General features: G+C 51.1%; 13 protein-coding genes and 3 pseudogenes. 12 read left to right on the plus strand and 4 right to left on the minus strand.

Features of this window, described 5'->3' with window-relative positions; all coding sequences use genetic code 11:
• The first annotated feature begins 5 nt into the window (after positions 1-5).
• The 3 genes from tssH to FLS37_RS03415 all read left to right on the plus strand — a co-directional run bounded on the left by tssH (position 6) and on the right by FLS37_RS03415 (position 5,465).
• Positions 6-2,708, plus strand: coding sequence for a type VI secretion system ATPase TssH (tssH, locus tag FLS37_RS03405; RefSeq protein ID WP_157314531.1), 2,703 nt, complete (start codon positions 6-8; stop codon positions 2,706-2,708).
• A gap of 285 nt (positions 2,709-2,993) precedes the next feature.
• The gene (locus FLS37_RS03410) at positions 2,994-3,659 is read left to right on the plus strand and encodes an HAD family phosphatase (protein WP_157314532.1); all 666 of its coding nucleotides are present in this window, start codon (positions 2,994-2,996) and stop codon (positions 3,657-3,659) included.
• A 336-nt stretch (positions 3,660-3,995) separates the two neighbouring features.
• Positions 3,996-5,465, plus strand: a complete 1,470-nt coding sequence (locus FLS37_RS03415) for an inorganic phosphate transporter (RefSeq protein ID WP_157314533.1) — start codon at positions 3,996-3,998, stop codon at positions 5,463-5,465.
• A 42-nt stretch (positions 5,466-5,507) separates the two neighbouring features.
• Here the strand turns inward: FLS37_RS03415 and FLS37_RS17080 are convergent.
• Positions 5,508-5,930, minus strand: a pseudogene (locus FLS37_RS17080) (DDE-type integrase/transposase/recombinase); the annotation flags it as partial.
• 7 nt (positions 5,931-5,937) lie between these two features.
• A pseudogene (locus tag FLS37_RS17085) lies at positions 5,938-6,201 on the minus strand (integrase core domain-containing protein); the annotation flags it as partial.
• A 104-nt stretch (positions 6,202-6,305) separates the two neighbouring features.
• Here FLS37_RS17085 and FLS37_RS03430 point away from each other — a divergent pair.
• Positions 6,306-6,677, plus strand: a pseudogene (locus FLS37_RS03430) (IS21 family transposase); the annotation flags it as partial.
• Between the two features lie 121 nt (positions 6,678-6,798).
• A complete protein-coding gene (locus FLS37_RS16715; protein WP_374756828.1) occupies positions 6,799-7,401 on the plus strand; it encodes an AAA domain-containing protein in 603 nt (200 codons plus the stop codon).
• 42 nt (positions 7,402-7,443) lie between these two features.
• Here the strand turns inward: FLS37_RS16715 and FLS37_RS03440 are convergent, their stop codons facing one another.
• Together FLS37_RS03440 and FLS37_RS03445 are read right to left on the minus strand one after the other, a co-directional pair.
• The gene (locus tag FLS37_RS03440; protein ID WP_157314535.1) at positions 7,444-8,367 is read right to left on the minus strand and encodes a hypothetical protein; all 924 of its coding nucleotides are present in this window, start codon (positions 8,365-8,367) and stop codon (positions 7,444-7,446) included.
• Positions 8,364-9,539, minus strand: a complete 1,176-nt coding sequence (locus FLS37_RS03445) for a hypothetical protein (RefSeq protein WP_157314536.1) — start codon at positions 9,537-9,539, stop codon at positions 8,364-8,366. The genes FLS37_RS03440 and FLS37_RS03445 overlap by 4 nt, the downstream gene beginning before the upstream one ends.
• Positions 9,540-9,785: 246 nt before the next feature.
• On the opposite strand from FLS37_RS03445, the gene FLS37_RS03450 reads away from it, so the two are divergent.
• The 7 genes from FLS37_RS03450 to FLS37_RS03480 all read left to right on the plus strand — a co-directional run bounded on the left by FLS37_RS03450 (position 9,786) and on the right by FLS37_RS03480 (position 16,375).
• Positions 9,786-9,977, plus strand: a complete 192-nt coding sequence (locus FLS37_RS03450) for a hypothetical protein (RefSeq protein ID WP_157314537.1) — start codon at positions 9,786-9,788, stop codon at positions 9,975-9,977.
• Positions 9,974-10,453, plus strand: coding sequence for a DUF2924 domain-containing protein (locus FLS37_RS03455; protein ID WP_157314538.1), 480 nt, complete (start codon positions 9,974-9,976; stop codon positions 10,451-10,453). The genes FLS37_RS03450 and FLS37_RS03455 overlap by 4 nt, the downstream gene beginning before the upstream one ends.
• Complete coding sequence (locus tag FLS37_RS03460) at positions 10,450-11,790, plus strand: recombinase family protein (RefSeq protein WP_157314539.1); 1,341 nt, start codon at positions 10,450-10,452, stop codon at positions 11,788-11,790. Before FLS37_RS03455 ends, FLS37_RS03460 begins: the two co-directional genes overlap by 4 nt.
• Positions 11,787-12,254: a LacI family transcriptional regulator gene (locus tag FLS37_RS03465; protein WP_157314540.1), complete on the plus strand. Its 468-nt coding sequence runs from the start codon at positions 11,787-11,789 to the stop codon at positions 12,252-12,254. The genes FLS37_RS03460 and FLS37_RS03465 overlap by 4 nt, the downstream gene beginning before the upstream one ends.
• A 268-nt stretch (positions 12,255-12,522) precedes the next feature.
• The gene (locus FLS37_RS03470) at positions 12,523-13,224 is read left to right on the plus strand and encodes a hypothetical protein (RefSeq protein ID WP_157314541.1); all 702 of its coding nucleotides are present in this window, start codon (positions 12,523-12,525) and stop codon (positions 13,222-13,224) included.
• 142 nt (positions 13,225-13,366) lie between these two features.
• On the plus strand, positions 13,367-15,220 hold the full coding sequence (locus FLS37_RS16720; RefSeq protein WP_198314470.1) for a WYL domain-containing protein: 1,854 nt from the start codon (positions 13,367-13,369) through the stop codon (positions 15,218-15,220).
• A gap of 102 nt (positions 15,221-15,322) precedes the next feature.
• On the plus strand, positions 15,323-16,375 hold the full coding sequence (locus tag FLS37_RS03480; RefSeq protein WP_157314542.1) for a hypothetical protein: 1,053 nt from the start codon (positions 15,323-15,325) through the stop codon (positions 16,373-16,375).
• The last annotated feature ends 1,163 nt before the right edge of the window (positions 16,376-17,538 follow it).

The raw sequence follows: 17,538 nt of genomic DNA on the forward strand, positions 1-17,538 counted from the left end.
AGATAATGAGTAAAATAAATCGTGCTGAATTATTTGGCAGGCTGAATCCAATCCTGTTCCAATCCTTGGAAAGTGCAACGCGTTTCGCCCGTTATCGTAATCATGCTCGGGTTGAGATTGCCCACTGGATAAATTTGCTTTTGCAGCTCCCCAATTCCGATTTACATCGGATTGTTTCTGCTACGGGCGTTGATATGGCGAGAATGTCCAGTGACGTGACTGATGCTCTAAATCGTTTACAGATGCACGATGCAGGTATTGATTTTGCACCTGAGCTGGAGCATGCAGTAGAACGAGGCTGGATTTATGCCTCATTGAAATTCAAGGCCAATCGAATTCGTGGCGCCCATTTATTCCTAGGCTTGCTGGAAGATCCGGCAGGCCAGCTGGCTTTGGAACGGGTTAGCAAGGAGTTTCGTTTATTTCGCTCTTCTAGCTTGATTGAGAATTGGTCAAACTGGCTACTCGGTTCTCCTGAAGGCGGGAGCGAAGGTGCAGATAATGCGGCACCTAGCGACAAAGTGGCCGAGAGTGATGAATTGCTAATGAGTCAAGCAGGTGCAATTGAGCGATTCACTAAAGATCTGACTCAACAAGCGCGCGAAGGCTTGATTGATCAAGTGTCATGCCGAGAAAACGAAATTCGCCAGCTAATCGACATTCTGATCCGCCGTCGTCAAAATAATCCATTGCTGGTCGGTGAAGCAGGTGTGGGTAAGACTGCGGTTGTAGAAGGGCTGGCCTTGCGAATTGCGGCAGGTCAGGTGCCAGATTTGTTGCAGGATGTTCGTTTGCTTGAGCTCGATATTGCACAGATGCAGGCAGGAGCCAGCGTAAAAGGTGAGTTTGAAAACCGGCTAAAACAATTGATCTCCGAGGTTCAGTCATCCAGTCAGCCGATTATTCTTTTCATTGATGAGGCTCATACACTTATCGGAGCTGGTGGCTCAGCTGGAACGGGTGATGCTGCCAACTTGCTCAAGCCCGCACTTGCGCGTGGAAAATTGCGTACTATCGCCGCGACTACATGGAGCGAATATAAGCGTTACATCGAAAAAGATCCTGCACTGACTCGTCGGTTTCAAACTATTCAAGTGCAGGAGCCGACTGAAGAGTCCGCAATGGACATGTTGCGTGCTATTACGCTGCAGTTACAGCTGCATCACAAGGTGGTGATCTTGGATGAGGCGGTGCAGGCTGCTGTGCGATTGTCGCACCGCTATATCCCAGCGCGTCAATTGCCAGACAAGGCAATTTCACTGCTTGACACCGCCTGCGCGCGCGTGTCTATGAGTCAATCGCAGATACCTAGCGAAATTGAAACACTGCAGGCTGATATTACCAAGAAAGAACAATTGCTGCGTATTTTAGGGCAGGAGGCAGAGCAAGGTTATTCCCATTCCGAGCGTATTTTTGTACTGCAAAAAGAACTGCAACAAGAGCTGGAGAAAGAAGCGCTTTTACAGCAGCGCTGGATTGGCGAGCAGCAGCTGGTAAACAGTATCAATGCACTTTCTCGTACCTTGTCGGATCAGGACATGATGACTGGTTCTGCTCAGGATGCCGCCGAGTCAATTGTGCTTGATCGTGATGCTTTGCGTGAAGAGTTACGGGCATTAAAAGATGAACTGCAGCTGTTGCAGCTTGATGGGAAACTTGTTCATCCTTGCGTTGATGGTGCAGCGGTCGCGACTCTGGTTGCGGATTGGACCGGGATACCAGTTGGTCGCATGTTGCAAGATGAACAACACGCAGTATTGGGATTAGCTGGCACTTTAGGTGCCCGTGTGCTGGGGCAAGACCATGCAATGGAGATTATCAGCCGGCAAATCAAAATTAACCGCGCAGGTTTGGAAGACCCGCAAAAGCCTACGGGTGTATTCCTCCTGGTTGGGCCATCTGGCGTAGGCAAGACTGAAACGGCGCTGGCGCTAGCAGATACGCTATATGGTGGTGAAGAGCATATTGTGTGCATTAATATGAGTGAGTTTCAAGAGCCCCATACCGTATCAACTCTCAAAGGTGCTCCTCCGGGTTATGTCGGCTATGGTGAAGGAGGAGTACTCACAGAGGCTGTTCGTCGTCGCCCATATTCTGTGGTTTTGCTAGATGAGATTGAAAAAGCACACCCGGACATTCATGAAATGTTCTATCAGGTGTTCGATAAGGGATGGATGGAAGATGGTGAAGGGCGCTATATTGATTTTCGCAATACCTTGATTTTGATGACCGCAAACGTCGGCGATGAAAAAATCCTGAGCTTATGTGCTGATGCTGAATTGATTCCACCAGTTGATGTTATTGATCGTGAATTACGTCAAGATTTGCGTGCAGCCTTTCCTGCTGCGTTTCTTGGTCGCGTTAAAACCATTCCATATGTCCCTCTGTCACCTTCCTTGTTTATGCGTTTGATTGCAGCGAAGCTGGAGAAGGTCAAAAAACGTTTGTTCGAGCGCTACGAAGCTCAATTGCACTGGGATTCTGCCGTATTGGCTTGGATTCATGCTAAGTGTGACCAAGTAGATAGCGGAGCAAGGATCATTGACTCAGTAATCAATAACGAATTTCTTGCGCCACTTAGTCAGCATTTGTTGATGGCAGATAGTTTCGAATTAAGTAAAGACATCTATCTGAAGGTTGACTCAATGAATCGACTGCATCTAGGCCCTTTAATTTCACAAGATCTTGAGTCATCGTTATTGAGTTAGGTCTTGCACTTGTACGATTGCCTGAGTAAATGTATCTGGAAACTTACCCTCGCCCATCAGAGTTTGGGTAAGCTTTGCGGCGGTGCAGTCGCCAGTAGAGTATGAAAAGCAGTATTTCGAACGACTCGGAAGTGTCTAGGAAACCCGAGGCGATTCACCCTAGCAAAAGCTCCCACGCATCGTTGCTTCGCCTTGCCGTACTATCTATACTGTCTGCGGCTTTGCGCCTTGCGTGAAAACTTTTATTCGGTTACTTATTGTTTTCCAAAACTCAAGACTGAGCAAATGTCCACCCGTATGCACCCCGCAATTGTCGCCGCCATTTTCGATATGGACGGTCTTTTACTCGATACCGAACGCATGGCGCTCACTTGCTGGCATGATGCTGCACGCCAGCTGGGCCATGAGATTGACGAAGCCATTCCGCTGGGCATGGTGGGTATGCATTCGTCCAAAACGTTGGCCTATCTGGATGAGCAACTCGGGGCAGATTTTCCAACGCAGGCGCTGCGCGAGCTGACGCATGAAATTTATCTGCAGCGCAGCCACGATGCCATTGCGTTGCGCCCTGGCGTAATCGAGCTGTTTGAATGGCTGGAGCAGCACGGCATTCGCAAAGCGGTGGCCACGTCCACCCGCCGCAGCATTGCCGAACATCATCTGCAGCTGGCCAATCTGTGGCCGCGGATCGAATTTGCCGTTTGCGGCGATGAGGTACAGCACCCCAAACCGGCGCCCGAAATTTATCTGCAAGCCATCGCTAGGCTGGGCGTGGAGGCGGCGCAATGCGTGGTGTTTGAGGACTCCAATTTCGGCGTACAGGCCGGGCATGCCGCAGGCTGCCGCGTGATGATGGTACCCGATTTACGGCCACCGTTGCCTGCCGTACAGGATCTGGGAATCACCATTGTTAGCTCGCTACACGAAGCACGCCAACTACTGGCTCAATAGCGCTAATCCATGAATGAAAATGGATTGGGTATAGCGCTGTAGCTATTTATATTCATAGATCACAGCAATATACCCCGTCGGCTGCTATACCAAAGATGCTTTCATCCTAAGATGCGGGTGACTGGCTGATGTCGGCTTGGCGGCGTAGCAAGAGCAAGCCTTATCGCAAGCCTCTGGAGCTTGCGTAGAGACTGGCCGTGCGTTACGAGTACCGAAATTATTTCTTTTTGATGAACTTTTCTTTTCATTTTCTTGATTTAAAGCGACAAAGTGCAGCGAAACTGCCCCTGCTTTCTGCGATAATCCGCCCCATCTTCACTTTCTCACGAGCATTGTATGCTTGATCTGTTTACCGGTATGGCCACTTGGCCTGCCGTCATGTTGGCGCTTGCGCTGTTTTTTGTCCTGGCTTACGAATTTATCAACGGTTTTCACGACACGGCCAACGCTGTTGCCACGGTGATTTACACCAAGGCCATGCCTGCCCATCTGGCGGTGATCGGCTCGGGTATTTTCAACTTCCTCGGCGTTATTCTGGGTGGCTTGGGCGTGGCGTATGCCATCGTTCACCTGTTGCCGGTTGATCTATTGCTCAATGTTGGTGTGGGTCATGGCCTGTATATGGTGTATGCCCTGCTGGCGGCGGCCATTATCTGGAATCTGGGCACCTGGTATTTCGGCATTCCGGCCTCCAGCTCGCACACGCTGATCGGCTCGATTATGGGCGTGGGTATTGCCAATGCGATGATGAATAATCAGTACTGGCTATCGGGCATCAACGTTAAAAAAGCGATTGATATTCTGCTCTCGCTGCTGATCTCGCCCACGATTGGTTTGGTTTTGGCCGGGCTGTTTCTGCTGGCGCTGAAAAAATGGCGCCCCGAGTCGCGCATGCACATGACGCCGGACGAGCGCAAAGCAGTCGATGGCAAAAAACACCCGCCATTCTGGACGCGTACCACGCTGATTGCCTCGGCGATGGGCATGAGTTTTGCGCATGGCTCGAACGACGGCCAAAAAGGTATCGGTTTGCTGATGCTGGTATTGATCGGCCTGGCGCCGACGCAATTTGCCGTCAATATGGACAGCACGGCGCTGCAAATCCAGCAAACGCGCGATTCAGCCATCCATATGCGCGATTTTTATCTGAGCAATCAAGCCCGTTTTCAGCAGATTAATCTGGGTAGCAACACCGGCAAGCCGCTGCCTGCCTTGTTCAAATGCGAAGCAGCCACCACGCTGCCAGCGCTGGAGTCGGTGATTGGTACACTGAGCGGCGTGAAAAACTACTCGCAACTGAGCAGCGAAGACCGCCGCAAAGTCCGCCGTATTTTGCTTTGCCTGGATGATACCGCCAAAAAAATCAGCAAGTTGCCAAGCCTGTCATCGCAAGACAAAGCGGATCTGAACGAAATGCGTAAAGGACTGAACACCACCACCGAATACGCCCCACGCTGGGTGATTGTGGCCGTTGCCTTGGCGCTGGGTCTTGGCACCATGGTGGGCTGGAAGCGGATTGTCTATACCGTGGGCGAGAAAATCGGCAATAAAGGCATGACTTACGCACAAGGCAACGCCGCGCAAATTACCGCCGCCAGCGCCATTGGCATCGCCAGCTGGACCGGCATGCCCGTCTCGACAACGCACATCCTGTCGTCTGCGGTTGCTGGCACCATGGTGGCGAACAAGAGCGGATTGCAAGGCGGCACGGTCAAGAGCATTGCGATTGCCTGGGTACTGACTTTACCAGTCACCATTCTGCTCTCAGGCGGGATTTTCTGGGCCGCCAGCGCGCTGTTTGCCTAAAACTGAATCGCACCGGGTTTCGCGGAGGCTATTTAGTTTGAGTCAGACCAACATGGCCTGCTCGCTTTGGTTGCGATAATAGTTTGCTTCTGCTTCCGCAGGTGGGATATGGCCAATCGACCCAAGCAAACGATGGTGATTGAACCACGAAACCCATCCCAGTGTCGCGAGCTCCACAGATTCTAGGTTTTTCCACGGACCTAAACGGTGAATTACTTCCGCTTTGTAGAACCCGTTAATTGTTTCGGCTAGCGCATTGTCGTAACAATCACCCGTCGTACCCACGGAGGGCTCGATCCCTGCTTCAGCCAATCGTTCGGTGTAGCGAATCGACACATATTGCGACCCGCGGTCGCTGTGATGAATCCATGCCTCACGCTCTGGCTGTCGCGCCCACAACGCCTGCTCCAACGCATCCAGTACAAACTCGGTGTGCATGCTGCGACTGACTCGCCAGCCCACGATGTAGTGGTCAACTAATTTTGGCCACATCGTTATAGCCAAGCCAATAATTGCGCTCGGCCTCGTTGGGCGCTAACCCACCGTTATGGTGGTGTGGCCTCAGCTGGCTGTAGTAGCCCAGCATGCAATCCAATATTTCCCGCTCAGCTTGCACAAATGAGCTGTAACCTACCTCTGGCACCCATTCCGTTTTCAAGCTCCTGAAGAAGCGTTCCATTGGGCTGTTGTCCCAGCAATTACCTCGTCGGCTCATACTTTGCTGAATTTGGCATCTGTTGTCGCCGACCGAAAATTGACCCACTTTAGCTAGTTGTGCCGATCCAAAATTGACCCAGGTGTTCTACTTGTTCTGCTTAATTCTTAGGCAGAGGATAAAAGGTGATCACCATGGAAATGATTTGCAAAATCCGTAGGATGTATTTTCGCGATAAGTTATCGCTGCATGAAATTTCTAAGCGCACAGGTCTGGCGCGCAACACCATCCGCACTTGGGTTCGCAAACCCGCTTCTAAAGCCGAGCCTCGCTACGTCCGGCAACCCAAGCCCGGTAAGCTCACTCCGTTTTGCCCCACTTTAGAGCAGGCGCTTAAAGCGGATTCCTTTCGCGCCAAGCACAATCGCCGAACTGGCAAAGCATTGTTCGAGCAGATTCAGGCCGAAGGCTATACCGGCAGTTACAGCCGTGTGACGGATTTCATTCGCGAATGGCGAGGCAAAGCCGGTAAAACCCCGCAGGGGTTTGTGCCACTGTTGATGCTGGTTGAAAATTGACCCACTTTGACGGTGTTTGCTGATCGAAAATTGACCCAGGTGTTCTACTTGTTCTGCTTAATTTTTAAGCAGAGGATAAAAGGTGATCACCATGGAAATGATTGGCAAAATTCGACGCATGTTTTACCGCGAGCATCTGTCGCTTCATCAAATCGCCAAGCGCACAGGCTTAGCCCGCAATACGATCCGTAAATGGATTCGCACCCCAGACCCCGTCAATGCACCCGAGTACGAACGTGAGAGTCAGCCGGGCAAACTCACACCTTATCATCCGGCGTTGAAACAGGCTTTGATTGCTGATTCATATCGCCCCAAGCACAACCGCCGCACGGCCAAAGCGTTGTTTCAGCAAATTCAGGCGCAAGGTTATACCGGCAGTTACTGCCAAGTTATCACACCATATCGAGCCCAATGTAAAGCTTTGCGCCAAGCACTGAAAAAACACGAGGTCAGCGAAGCTCTTGCCATAGAGGTTGATACTGTAGATGCCTTTCAGGGGCGGCAAGCTGACATCGTGTTCTTTTCATTTGTAAGGAATACTGGCCCCGCAACTTTCTATGCTGATGACCGCCGCATGAATGTGGCTATCTCGCGTGCACGCGATACGGTGTACTTGGTTGGAGATATTGCGTACATCAAAACCAAACAATTGCCTGTCCTCAAGGCGCTTGTGGAATTGCCAGTCCTCGCGGAATATAGTTAGTTGGCCGCGTAGATTGCTAATCGTCGTCACCCTCGTTAAGGATTAACTGAAATTGACCAGCAGGTAGACTTCATCGGCATCGTGATACTGAATAAACCGATCGTAGACAGCCCGGTTGGTCTTTTTGAATACATCGACGGGTTTAAATATTGCAGCAGTGCTGCCAACTGCTTGCTGTAACTGGCCCTTTGTCATTTCATGATCGGGATGCTGCATCAGCGCCAGCAGCATTTTTTTCTGCTGAGGCGTCAGCTTATGGCGCTCACCGTCGACGACCGCATAGCCGTCAGTGACATAGTCGAGGGTGGACAGATTATCTGGCAGGGTTTCATTAGCAAGCACTGGCCTCATAGCCAGCCTGCCATTATCGAAATGAAAATTCGCACGCCCCAGATGAACTGAATCGAGGAGCAGTTTGGGCTGTCGCTGGGCTAGCGGTGTGTTTTGCCATCGCTCAGGCCCAGAGCTCGTCAGCAGGATGTCCTGACTATGAAATTGCCGTTGCGTTAACATCTCATCGATTTGCTGTGCGACGCCCGACTTGCCCAAACCACAGGCTAGCCAAACTTGAATCTGCTTGTTTTTGCGGGCAACTTTGCCGACCAGCCACAAATGCTGAGGAATGAGCTCCGCCGGCTGTGCACCTGCATTCAAGCCAAGTTGAAGCGCCGTCATGATCTTGCCGACATCAAGGTGGTAAGCGCGAAGTTCATCTGACGGAATGTCGATATCTCCGCAGTCCGTGCAATAGAGCTTGTCTTGCTCTGGGTGCACCGGCGCACCTAGTCCGCATTCTGGGCAATTGAGGGTGACTAGCCGCTGGCCTGGTTTGAGCCAGCGCCAGCCCAGCAGCGTTTCCCTAGCAGAATGCTCCTCTGGCCTAGTGGATGCGCCGATCAAAATGGGAGCGTTAGGATTGTCTAACCAGCGCACCAAACAAGCCAAGGTCTGCAAGGCAGCACTCATCCGAGCACTCCGCATTCTTGCAGTAGCTCGTTGGCCAGCTTTGCGTTTTCGGCACTGAGGTTCTTGATCGAAGTGCTGCCACCGACGTTGCAATCAAAACTGAAGGTTTTAACCGTGTCTTTGCCGGGCTGTTTTCGGCCAATGGTAATGGTGACGGCAGAAAGATCGTATTCTTCAGCCAAATCCTGCTGGGTTTTAAGATGAGCTTGCGCCAGCGAGGCGGCATCGGGTTGATCCGCTGGACTCGGCGCATCGATACAAATGGCCATACCAGCGACTTGTTTGTGCTGATACCGAGCGCGGCGCAGGCGCGCAAACTCGATCCCCATGCCCGCTGGGTCGAATAAATCGACGCCACGCAGCAGTTGATTCAAGAACAGCCGCGATTTTTGTACGGCTTCCGGCTGTATGTCCTGCTTCAAAATGTGCTCGCCAAAGATCCCCTGCACTTGTGCGTGAGCCTTGATGCCGCCTTTGACGATGGACTCCACCAAACCTGTCTGGGGATCGTACAAAATGCCGGTTTCAATCGCCGGTCGAATGGGGCGTCGCGTGAAACCTTGATCATCAAACTCGGTGGAGTCGCTTTTGGGGCCCTCGACATAGAAGGACAGCTGGATCGTGCCATCTAGGTATCGATCATAAATCTCGACGTGATGTTTACTGCCGGCACCATCTTTTCGATACAACTTGGCCACTGCATCTCCAAAGGCCACCAGATCATCGCGCAGGCGTGACAACTCCAGGCCTGTTGGTAACTGGTGCCGTTTCCACATCCGCCCATTGCTGCGACCATCGAAGGCAAGTGCCAATTCTGCAGCTCGAAATTGATCATCTCGATGCGTTAGTGCCCAGCAGGCTCGCTCAGCGTCATTCACGCAGTGCTGGAATGCTTCGTCCAGCTCATCGTCATTATTGGTGGCATTACGCAGCGCCTTGATTCCTTGCTCATGCCCCATCTTAAAAATCCGCTGCAAGTCATGGTGCAGATCCGCATAGGCTTCAGTGGCATCCATTTTCAACCAAACCGCTGTTGCTTCAATGACTAACTCCGCTTCTTCCTGCGCCCAATCCAAGGGGAAGTGCGTGGCATGCCCGCGCGCGCTAAACAAAGCCTGAATTGAGGCTTTGGGGATTTCACGGAATAGCTGTTTTGGATTGAAGATCTTCATCTGGGCCTCCTGATTTCGAGCACGAGTTGTTAGAAATGCTGCCATGCAGAAACATATTAGAACGATCGTTCTTGGTTTCAATAGTCTTTCACAAATATTTTTTAAATATTTGGCTGATGTGATGTTTGATCTAGGCGAAACCTTCCTCCCGCTTGCGCCGGCTTCCTATGTGTTGGTGGCTTTGGGGCATTTCTGACCGGACAATTTCACCACTGATTTTTGTTGAATAACCCGGAGTGCCCAGCAATGCAGCAACACAACCAAACCCCACCAGAACTGATGAGTCCGGAACAACGGGCCACTGAAATTTGCCGAATTCTTGGCCATGGCATTTTGAGATTGGCAGACAAGGTCAACAACCCGCTGAATCAACTTGGCTTTTCTGCAGAACAGAGCGTTCATGTGGACGTGTCTACTGCCAAGGAGAACCAGGTATGAACCCCCAACCTGAATTGCCTGCCAGCGTGCTGGAACAAGTCAGCCAATTACCAGATCTGCCCATGCCAGAAATCCGGCGGCTGTGGCTGAAGCTGTTTGCCTTTGACGCGCCCACGCATAACCGCGTTTTTCTGGAGCGAAGGATCGCCTATCAACTTCAAGAAAATGCTTACAAAGAAATCGATCCGGAGTTGCTGGAGCGCAATCGCAAAGCCATCGCCGCACTGATTCAGTATGGGTGTAAGCCGGCTCGGGCTCGAATTCAGCTCACCCCAGGTACCGTATTTAACCGGGAATATGGTGGCCGCAATCACCAGGTGGTGGTCCTGCCAGATCAGCTGCTGATGTATGAGGGACAGGTTTACAACAGCCTCACCCAGCTGGCGGAAATGATTACCGGTACACAGTGCTCCGGGCCGTTTTTCTTTGGCCTGAAAAGCAAGCGCAGCAAAAGCGATAAAAGGAGAAAAACATGAGCGTCAAACCCCGTATTCGTTGCGCAGTTTATACCCGGAAATCCAGCGACGAAGGGTTGGATCAGGAATTCAACTCAATTGATGCTCAGCGTGAAGCGGGCCATGCCTATATCGCCAGCATGCGAGGTGAAGGTTGGATGCCAGTGGCTGACGATTATGATGATCCGGCATTTTCTGGTGGCAATATGGAGCGGCCCGGGCTCAAGCGCCTGCTAGCCGATATTCAAGCTGGGCTGATTGATGTGGTCGTCGTTTATAAAATCGACCGTCTGACTCGCAGCCTGGCTGATTTCTCCCGCATGATTGAAGTGTTTGAGGAACACGGCGCCTCATTCGTTTCGGTGACCCAGCAGTTCAATACCACGACTTCAATGGGTCGATTAATGCTGAATGTCCTGCTTTCGTTTGCCCAGTTTGAGCGGGAAGTAACGGGTGAGCGCATTCGCGACAAAATTGCCGCTGCCAAGCGTAAAGGCATGTGGATGGGCGGTGTGCCTCCGCTGGGCTATGACGTGGTCGATCGCAAACTGGTCGTTAATCCGCAAGAAGCAAAACTGGTTCGGCATATCTTCGAGCGCTTTGTCGAGTTGGGCTCGACGACGCGCCTAACCCGAGAGCTGGAAATCGATAAGGTACTCTCCAAATCCTGGACCACCCAAGAGGGGCGGGTCCGGGTTGGCAAGCCGATCGACAAAACGCAGCTCTATAAGTACCTGCACAACCGGATTTATCTGGGAGAGCTGTCACTCAAAGGCCAGTGGTTTCCTGGCGAGCATACGCCGATCATCAGTCCTGAACTGTGGGAGCAGGCCCATGCCATTTTTGCCATCCACCGCCGCAAACGCAGCCAGCAAAATCGCAATGGCCGTCCGGCCTTGCTGAAAGGCTTGCTGTTTACACAAGATGGCCGAGCGATGTCGCCGACCTACACCTGCAAAGCCGGCCGGGTGTACACCTACTACATCTCGCAGCTGGATAAGAAGAAATATGCCGGGGCTTCCGGCATCCATCGCTTGCCAGGTTCAGAAATCGAAGGGGCCGTCACCAAGCATCTTTTTGCACTGCTCAACAACGAGACCGTTGGGCTGCGGGTTGTAAGTGCCGTGCAGGCGGTGGACCCGGAACTGGACGAAGCACAAATCATGGTGGCATTGCGACGACTCGAGCAGGTCTGGAGCAATCTTTATCCTGAGGAGCAGATGCGGCTGGCCAAATTACTGATCGAACGCGTAGTCATCAGCCCTAGTAATCTGGAGATCCGCTTGCGTGAAACTGGTCTGGAAAAAGTGATCAAGGATATGGCCGGCAAGGCTGAAGCGCAGGAGGCCACGACATGAGCACGATCAAGCAAATCACCACCCGGCAAGCCGAAATCGGCGAGTTAAGTAACGGCCGGCTGCAGTTGCATATCCCGATTACCATCGGTCGCCGCAATGGCAAGAGCGTTGTCCGTCTTCCCGATGGCGCAATCAGGCAGCCTGACCCGCCAGGCAAAGATCCAACCCAACTACAACTGGCGCTGGCGCGTGGCCACCGCTGGTGGCAAATGATTCAGCGACGTGAGGTCGCAAACCTGACCGAGCTGGCCAAGCAGGTCGGGGTCGACAGCAGCTATGTCAGCCGGATGGTCAATTTGACGAATCTGGCGCCAGACATTGTTGCAGCCATCCTGAATGAAACATTGCCGGAGCACATCAGTTTGTTTGATCTGGCAGTGGATCCGGCTTTGCTGTGGGATGAGCAGCGCGAGCGAGTTGGCATCAGCGTTGACAATCAATTAATGAGTGCTGCTTACGAATGAGGGACTGCTTAGCAATGTAACGCAGCCACTCAACTACTGATACAAGCTTCGGTAATTTGGCCCAAACTGGCAATCATCCGTTTGTGACTAGCGCGACATCAAGACATATTTTTTTTGCGTCAGCTTCAATGTACGCCGACAATGGCAAGCTGACGTGGAAGTCAGCTAATAATCGCGGTCTTGGTTTTTCTAAATTAGTTGCTCAATACAATGCTACTGCAATTGAAAGGTTGTATTCATAAACATTATGTCTTTTCCGAGAGCTCTCATGATCCCTGAAGAAGTGCTAACTGAAATAATTGCGCGAGTGAAGCGCGAATGGCCCAATGATCGGGATATGCAGAAATTTTGTATATCTGAAGAAAAAGAAGCTTACACCAAAATTCAAGCTTTCGACTTTGGAGATCTTGCGCACCTGAAAAATGAATTCATTGAATCCGCTCGCAGTACTTTCGACGCATGGGATGATACTTTCAATTCACTAGAGTCTGAACTTGATGCTTACCGAAAACTGCTTGATTTTTCAGTTGATGGGCTTGCATTGGAGACCATTGAAGAATGGAGATTGCAGGCTTTACAAGAAAACGAAGGCTACTACGAAGGACAGCTTGACTTTCTTCAAGGCAAAGCTCGAAAGCATGCATCCATTGTCGCAACTCGAGAGCAGATAGACCCGATCAAGACGCTCTTGATTGAGCTGGAGAAGATTATTGGGAGTGAATGCTACAACGGAAGTATTCAAAATTATGGAAGCTGGGGTGAGCTTGAAAGTGTCGGCCGCCAGTTTAGATACCCAGTTAAGTTTTACAACGGCTCCGGCGAAAAAAAATTATGGTCAGTTTCGCCTAGTCTTCCTAGCGAAGAGCTAATCACAGGTTACTACGCTTTCGGAGCTAACGAACTAAATGTCTATCGTGCTTTGTTCAAAATTGTTTCACACTTACGCGAAAACTATGGCCTAAAAGTCTAGTTGGCATGGCAATGCCCACAGCGCATCAACGAGCGAGGGGCTTCCGTTATTCATACATGGGAAACAACTGAGGTTGCTGGGCTCTCAGCGACCTGCTTTGTTCAGTGTTTCATTAGATTACGTATCGATGAGAGTTAACGCGATGAGCCAGTCCGAACGCCTGTTTCGCATCAATCAACTGCTGCATGAGCGCCGGGTGGTGCCGATTTCCACGTTTCTAGATGAACTAGAGATTTCCCGAGCTACTTTTAAGCGTGATATGGACTATCTGCGTGATCGGTTGCGGGCACCAATCATCTGGGATCGGGAGGTTGGAGGCTACCGGTTCGAATCGGAGCAATTGGCTGGACAGTTCGAAATGCCCGGGCTGTGGTTTTCCGCGAAGGAAGCAATGGCACTGCTATCGATGCAGCATGTGCTCTCCCAGCTTGAGCCGGGTCTGCTCTCTGGCCATGTGGGACCATTTCAGGCTCGCCTGCGCACGCTATTAGCCCAGGAAGGCCTAGATCCGGATGCAGTACAGCGGCGTATCCGCCTGTTACCCTCGCTGCATCGCCCGGTTGCTCCGGCACACTTCGAAACAATCGCCCATGCCGTCATGCAGCGACAACGGCTAAGTCTGCAGTACCGCTCGCCGGGAGCCAAGCAGGCAACGGCTCGCATCGTTTCTCCGCAGCGACTGACGCATTACCGCAATGCTTGGTATCTTGAGGCGTGGTGCCATCTGCGTAATGCTATCCGCTCGTTTGCTCTGGACAGCTTCGAGGAGGTTTCGCTAACCCAAGAACTTGCACTGGATGTGTCGGAGGATGAACTGCATCAAGCGCTGGAAGGTGGTTACGGGATTTTTAGTAGCAGTGAGCGGCAGTGGGCACGCCTATGCTTCAGCGGCAAGGCTGCCCATTACGTTAGCCGAGAAACTTGGCATGCCGACCAAACTGGTGAATGGTTGGACACCGAGCATTTCCAGCTGCAGCTTCCTTATTGCGGGGAACGGGAACTGGTGATGGATATCCTCAGGCATGGTGCCGATGTCGAAGTACTCGATCCACCCACTCTGCGTCAGGCGGTGCTGGAACAACTGCAGTCCGCGCTCGGGCAATACGCGGCGGACTTGCCCAAACCAGTCATTGCAGTCCCTCCGTCACTGATTCTCAGTCCATTGCATGTGGCTGCTCGAAAGGCCGCAGATCGGATCCGCCATGCCGATGGCTTGCTGATTACGGCTGGAGCAGGAATAGGCGTGGATTCCGGGTTGCCGGATTTTCGGGGTGGTCACGGCTTCTGGGAAGCCTATCCGGCACTAGGTAAAGCCCAGCTCAGTTTCATGGACGTTGCTAGCCCTCAGACATTTCGTACCAATCCGCAATTAGCGTGGGGATTTTACGGACATCGGCTCAAGCTATACCGTGAAACTCAGCCGCATGAAGGGTTCCAGTTGATGCATCGCTGGGGTGAGCGCTTACTGCATGGATCATCGGTGTTCACTAGCAATGTTGATGGGCAGTTCCAGAAGTCTGGGTTTGCGGCAAATCGAGTGACAGAGTGCCATGGCTCCATTCATCATCTGCAATGTTTGGATGCCTGCAACACCCGCATCGAATCAGCGGACTTGCTGGAACCCGAGATCGACACTGACTCCTGTCGCTGGCTGGGTAAACTCCCGCTTTGCCCACAATGTGGGGCATTGATGCGCCCGAACATCCTGATGTTCGGCGATTGGGAATGGTTGGGTCAACGCAGTGATGAGCAAAGACAACGACTCAACCACTGGCTGGAAAAACCACAGCGCCTGGTGATTATCGAGCTCGGCGCTGGCACAACGATTGCGACCGTGCGCCGTGCCGGTGAACGCTTGCTGAATCGCGATGAGGTCGAATTTAGCACGTTGATCCGCATAAACCCGACGGAATCCGAAGGGCCAGTCGGCACCGTGAGTATGTGCAGCAGTGCACTCGCGGGTTTACAAGCCATCGCGGAAACGTTGGGATGGTAAGTGTGGCTCACGTTAATGAGCTACTTGGTGAAGTTGCAGGCTCAGCTCCTGCACTAGTGACTTGGATATCATGATCTGACTACCAATCAAGAAGGATAGATCATGACTACTTGGTCTTTGCAGAAGGAACTCGTTGAGCTTAAGCTGAGTTACGGAACGAAGAAAACAATGCGCGTTGTTATTCATCCTGAGCATCTGAGCCGGCTGATTTATGATGCTTGTGCATTAGCGCATCGAATGTACGAGCTAATGTTGATCCAGCGCCCGGGTGATCTGCTTGCTTATCTAGTGGTGGCAATCGAAGAGTGCACCGAGCGTATTGACCAAATGGTTAATCGCTCTCACCAAGAAAAGTTGCCAGCAAGCGAATCAACTGAGAGCAAGCCGAAGTTGTTGCCATTTTTGGAATTCAATCGCTTTTTTAGCTGGTGGGGCGATGACACCGAACCTGAAGATGAAGCCTGGTTACTTTTTGTGGGGTCAGGTCGATTTGAAAACCTACTTAAAGCATGGTTTAAGCAAATCCAAGATGCTCAGTCGAGATTATCGTGTGGCGATGAATTGCAAAGAAATTGCTTTTATCGGGTTAAATATGGAAACCATCCACTGGATATGCTCGAACGGCAGCGTGCAGTCACCATCTCTCGGAGTGGCAAGCCTGAACCCTATCAGAAATCGGCTTTCTTAGACAAAATCGTGGAGTTGGTTCAGCAAGATGATGTGAAGTCTGTAACTACATATTATGGCAATTACTCGATTTTACGTGTTTTGTGTAATAAACAGCGTCAGCGAACCAATCAAACAGGCTTGTCTGCACATCAAGCCTTTGCAATTAATATGGTTGAGCCACTTAGCGCATCTGTGAGCTGCGATGCATGGGATGCGGAGATTTGTTATTACAGTGAAGGTTTGGGGCGGGGAGATTTGTTTATCGCACATCCGGCGTTGGCTAATTCGGATGATGTTTCTCGTGATCTTGATTTTTTATTCAAGCATGCAAGGTTTGTGCTTTGCAGCAAATCGCTTGGCCCAATCGAAGGTTATACCGCTGAAGAAGGTGATGGATGGTGGTGTTATCGCTTGATTGATCTTTCCAAGGCGATTGCAAAAGATGAATTTGCAGATCGCTTGAATCGAGCAATGTCCATCATTTAGCTAGCCAGCCTTTGTCCGCAGACATGGAAAAAATTCCCTACAGCGCAACTAGTACATTCGCTGATTTGGTTTTTAGCGTGATTGCCCGAGCAATCCACCCTAAAAACTGACTCGGTAAGTCTAGTTTTAAATTGTTGAATTTAAATGGTTTTCATGAGTATAGGTTCTGGACTTCATTTTGAGCTGCTTTTGGCGACACTACATATATAGCTGGCCAGACAGAGATGCCATCTCTGCAAACCCAGAAAGAAGCAGCACCAGCCAGTCCGGAAGCCTTGCGCCACAAGGCTTGTAGCGGCGGGGCTGGGCAAAGAAAAACCCCAACTGAGAACAGTTGGGGTTTGTGTATTGGTGGCGGGCGACGGAGTTGAATTCCAAAGCCACTACTGCTATTAGCAGTTATGCTGGGTAATTTGCCGTAACTGCTGTCAACTCTGGCCAATTCATCGAGATAGCTAATTTATTGAATATAACCAGGCTTATTCTTACTGAATTAATCAGTAACTACGGCATTTAGCTCAAGGCTTGGGGACCATCAATACGAATTCAACTCCCGCTGTGGGAGTCGAACCCACGTCCATCAAGGTCGATCATCTAATTTTAACGGCAAAACAGGTGCTTGCATTTTCCTTCGATAATGCGGCAAAGAAATGGGGCGTCGCAGTTTTTTAGTCAAGAGTCCGAACTCCACGGTAGGCAACTGCCTCACTCGTGCCTATCGATAATCTTTTATATTCAGGCAAAAACGATTAAATCCTCCCAGGATGTCCGTTCGTTAACCACGGATGGATTTCCAAATGAAAACAAGACCATGCCAATGTTGCGGTGCAGAGTTTGAGCCTTGCCCACAAGTTCCGAACCAACAGTTTTGCTCTAAACCTGAATGCCAACGAGATCGCCGACGCCGATGGCAGCAACAGAAATTGAAAACGGATCCGGCCTACCAGGAAAACCAGTCGCATGCCCAACGAGCCTGGCTGGATCGACATCCAGACTATTGGCGATCATATCGTCAGAAACAGCATGAACTCAATTCAAATCAACCGCAGCAGCAATCGACATGCGTCGATTTCGTGCCCGCAAAGATGGACGAGTCATCTTGTATTGCCCCACTACCAGCTGGCATCTACTCCATCAAGCCAATACAAAGCAGATCATTTGGT

This window comes from Chitinibacter sp. GC72 (assembly GCF_009760905.1).
Lineage (GTDB): Bacteria > Pseudomonadota > Gammaproteobacteria > Burkholderiales > Chitinibacteraceae > Chitinibacter.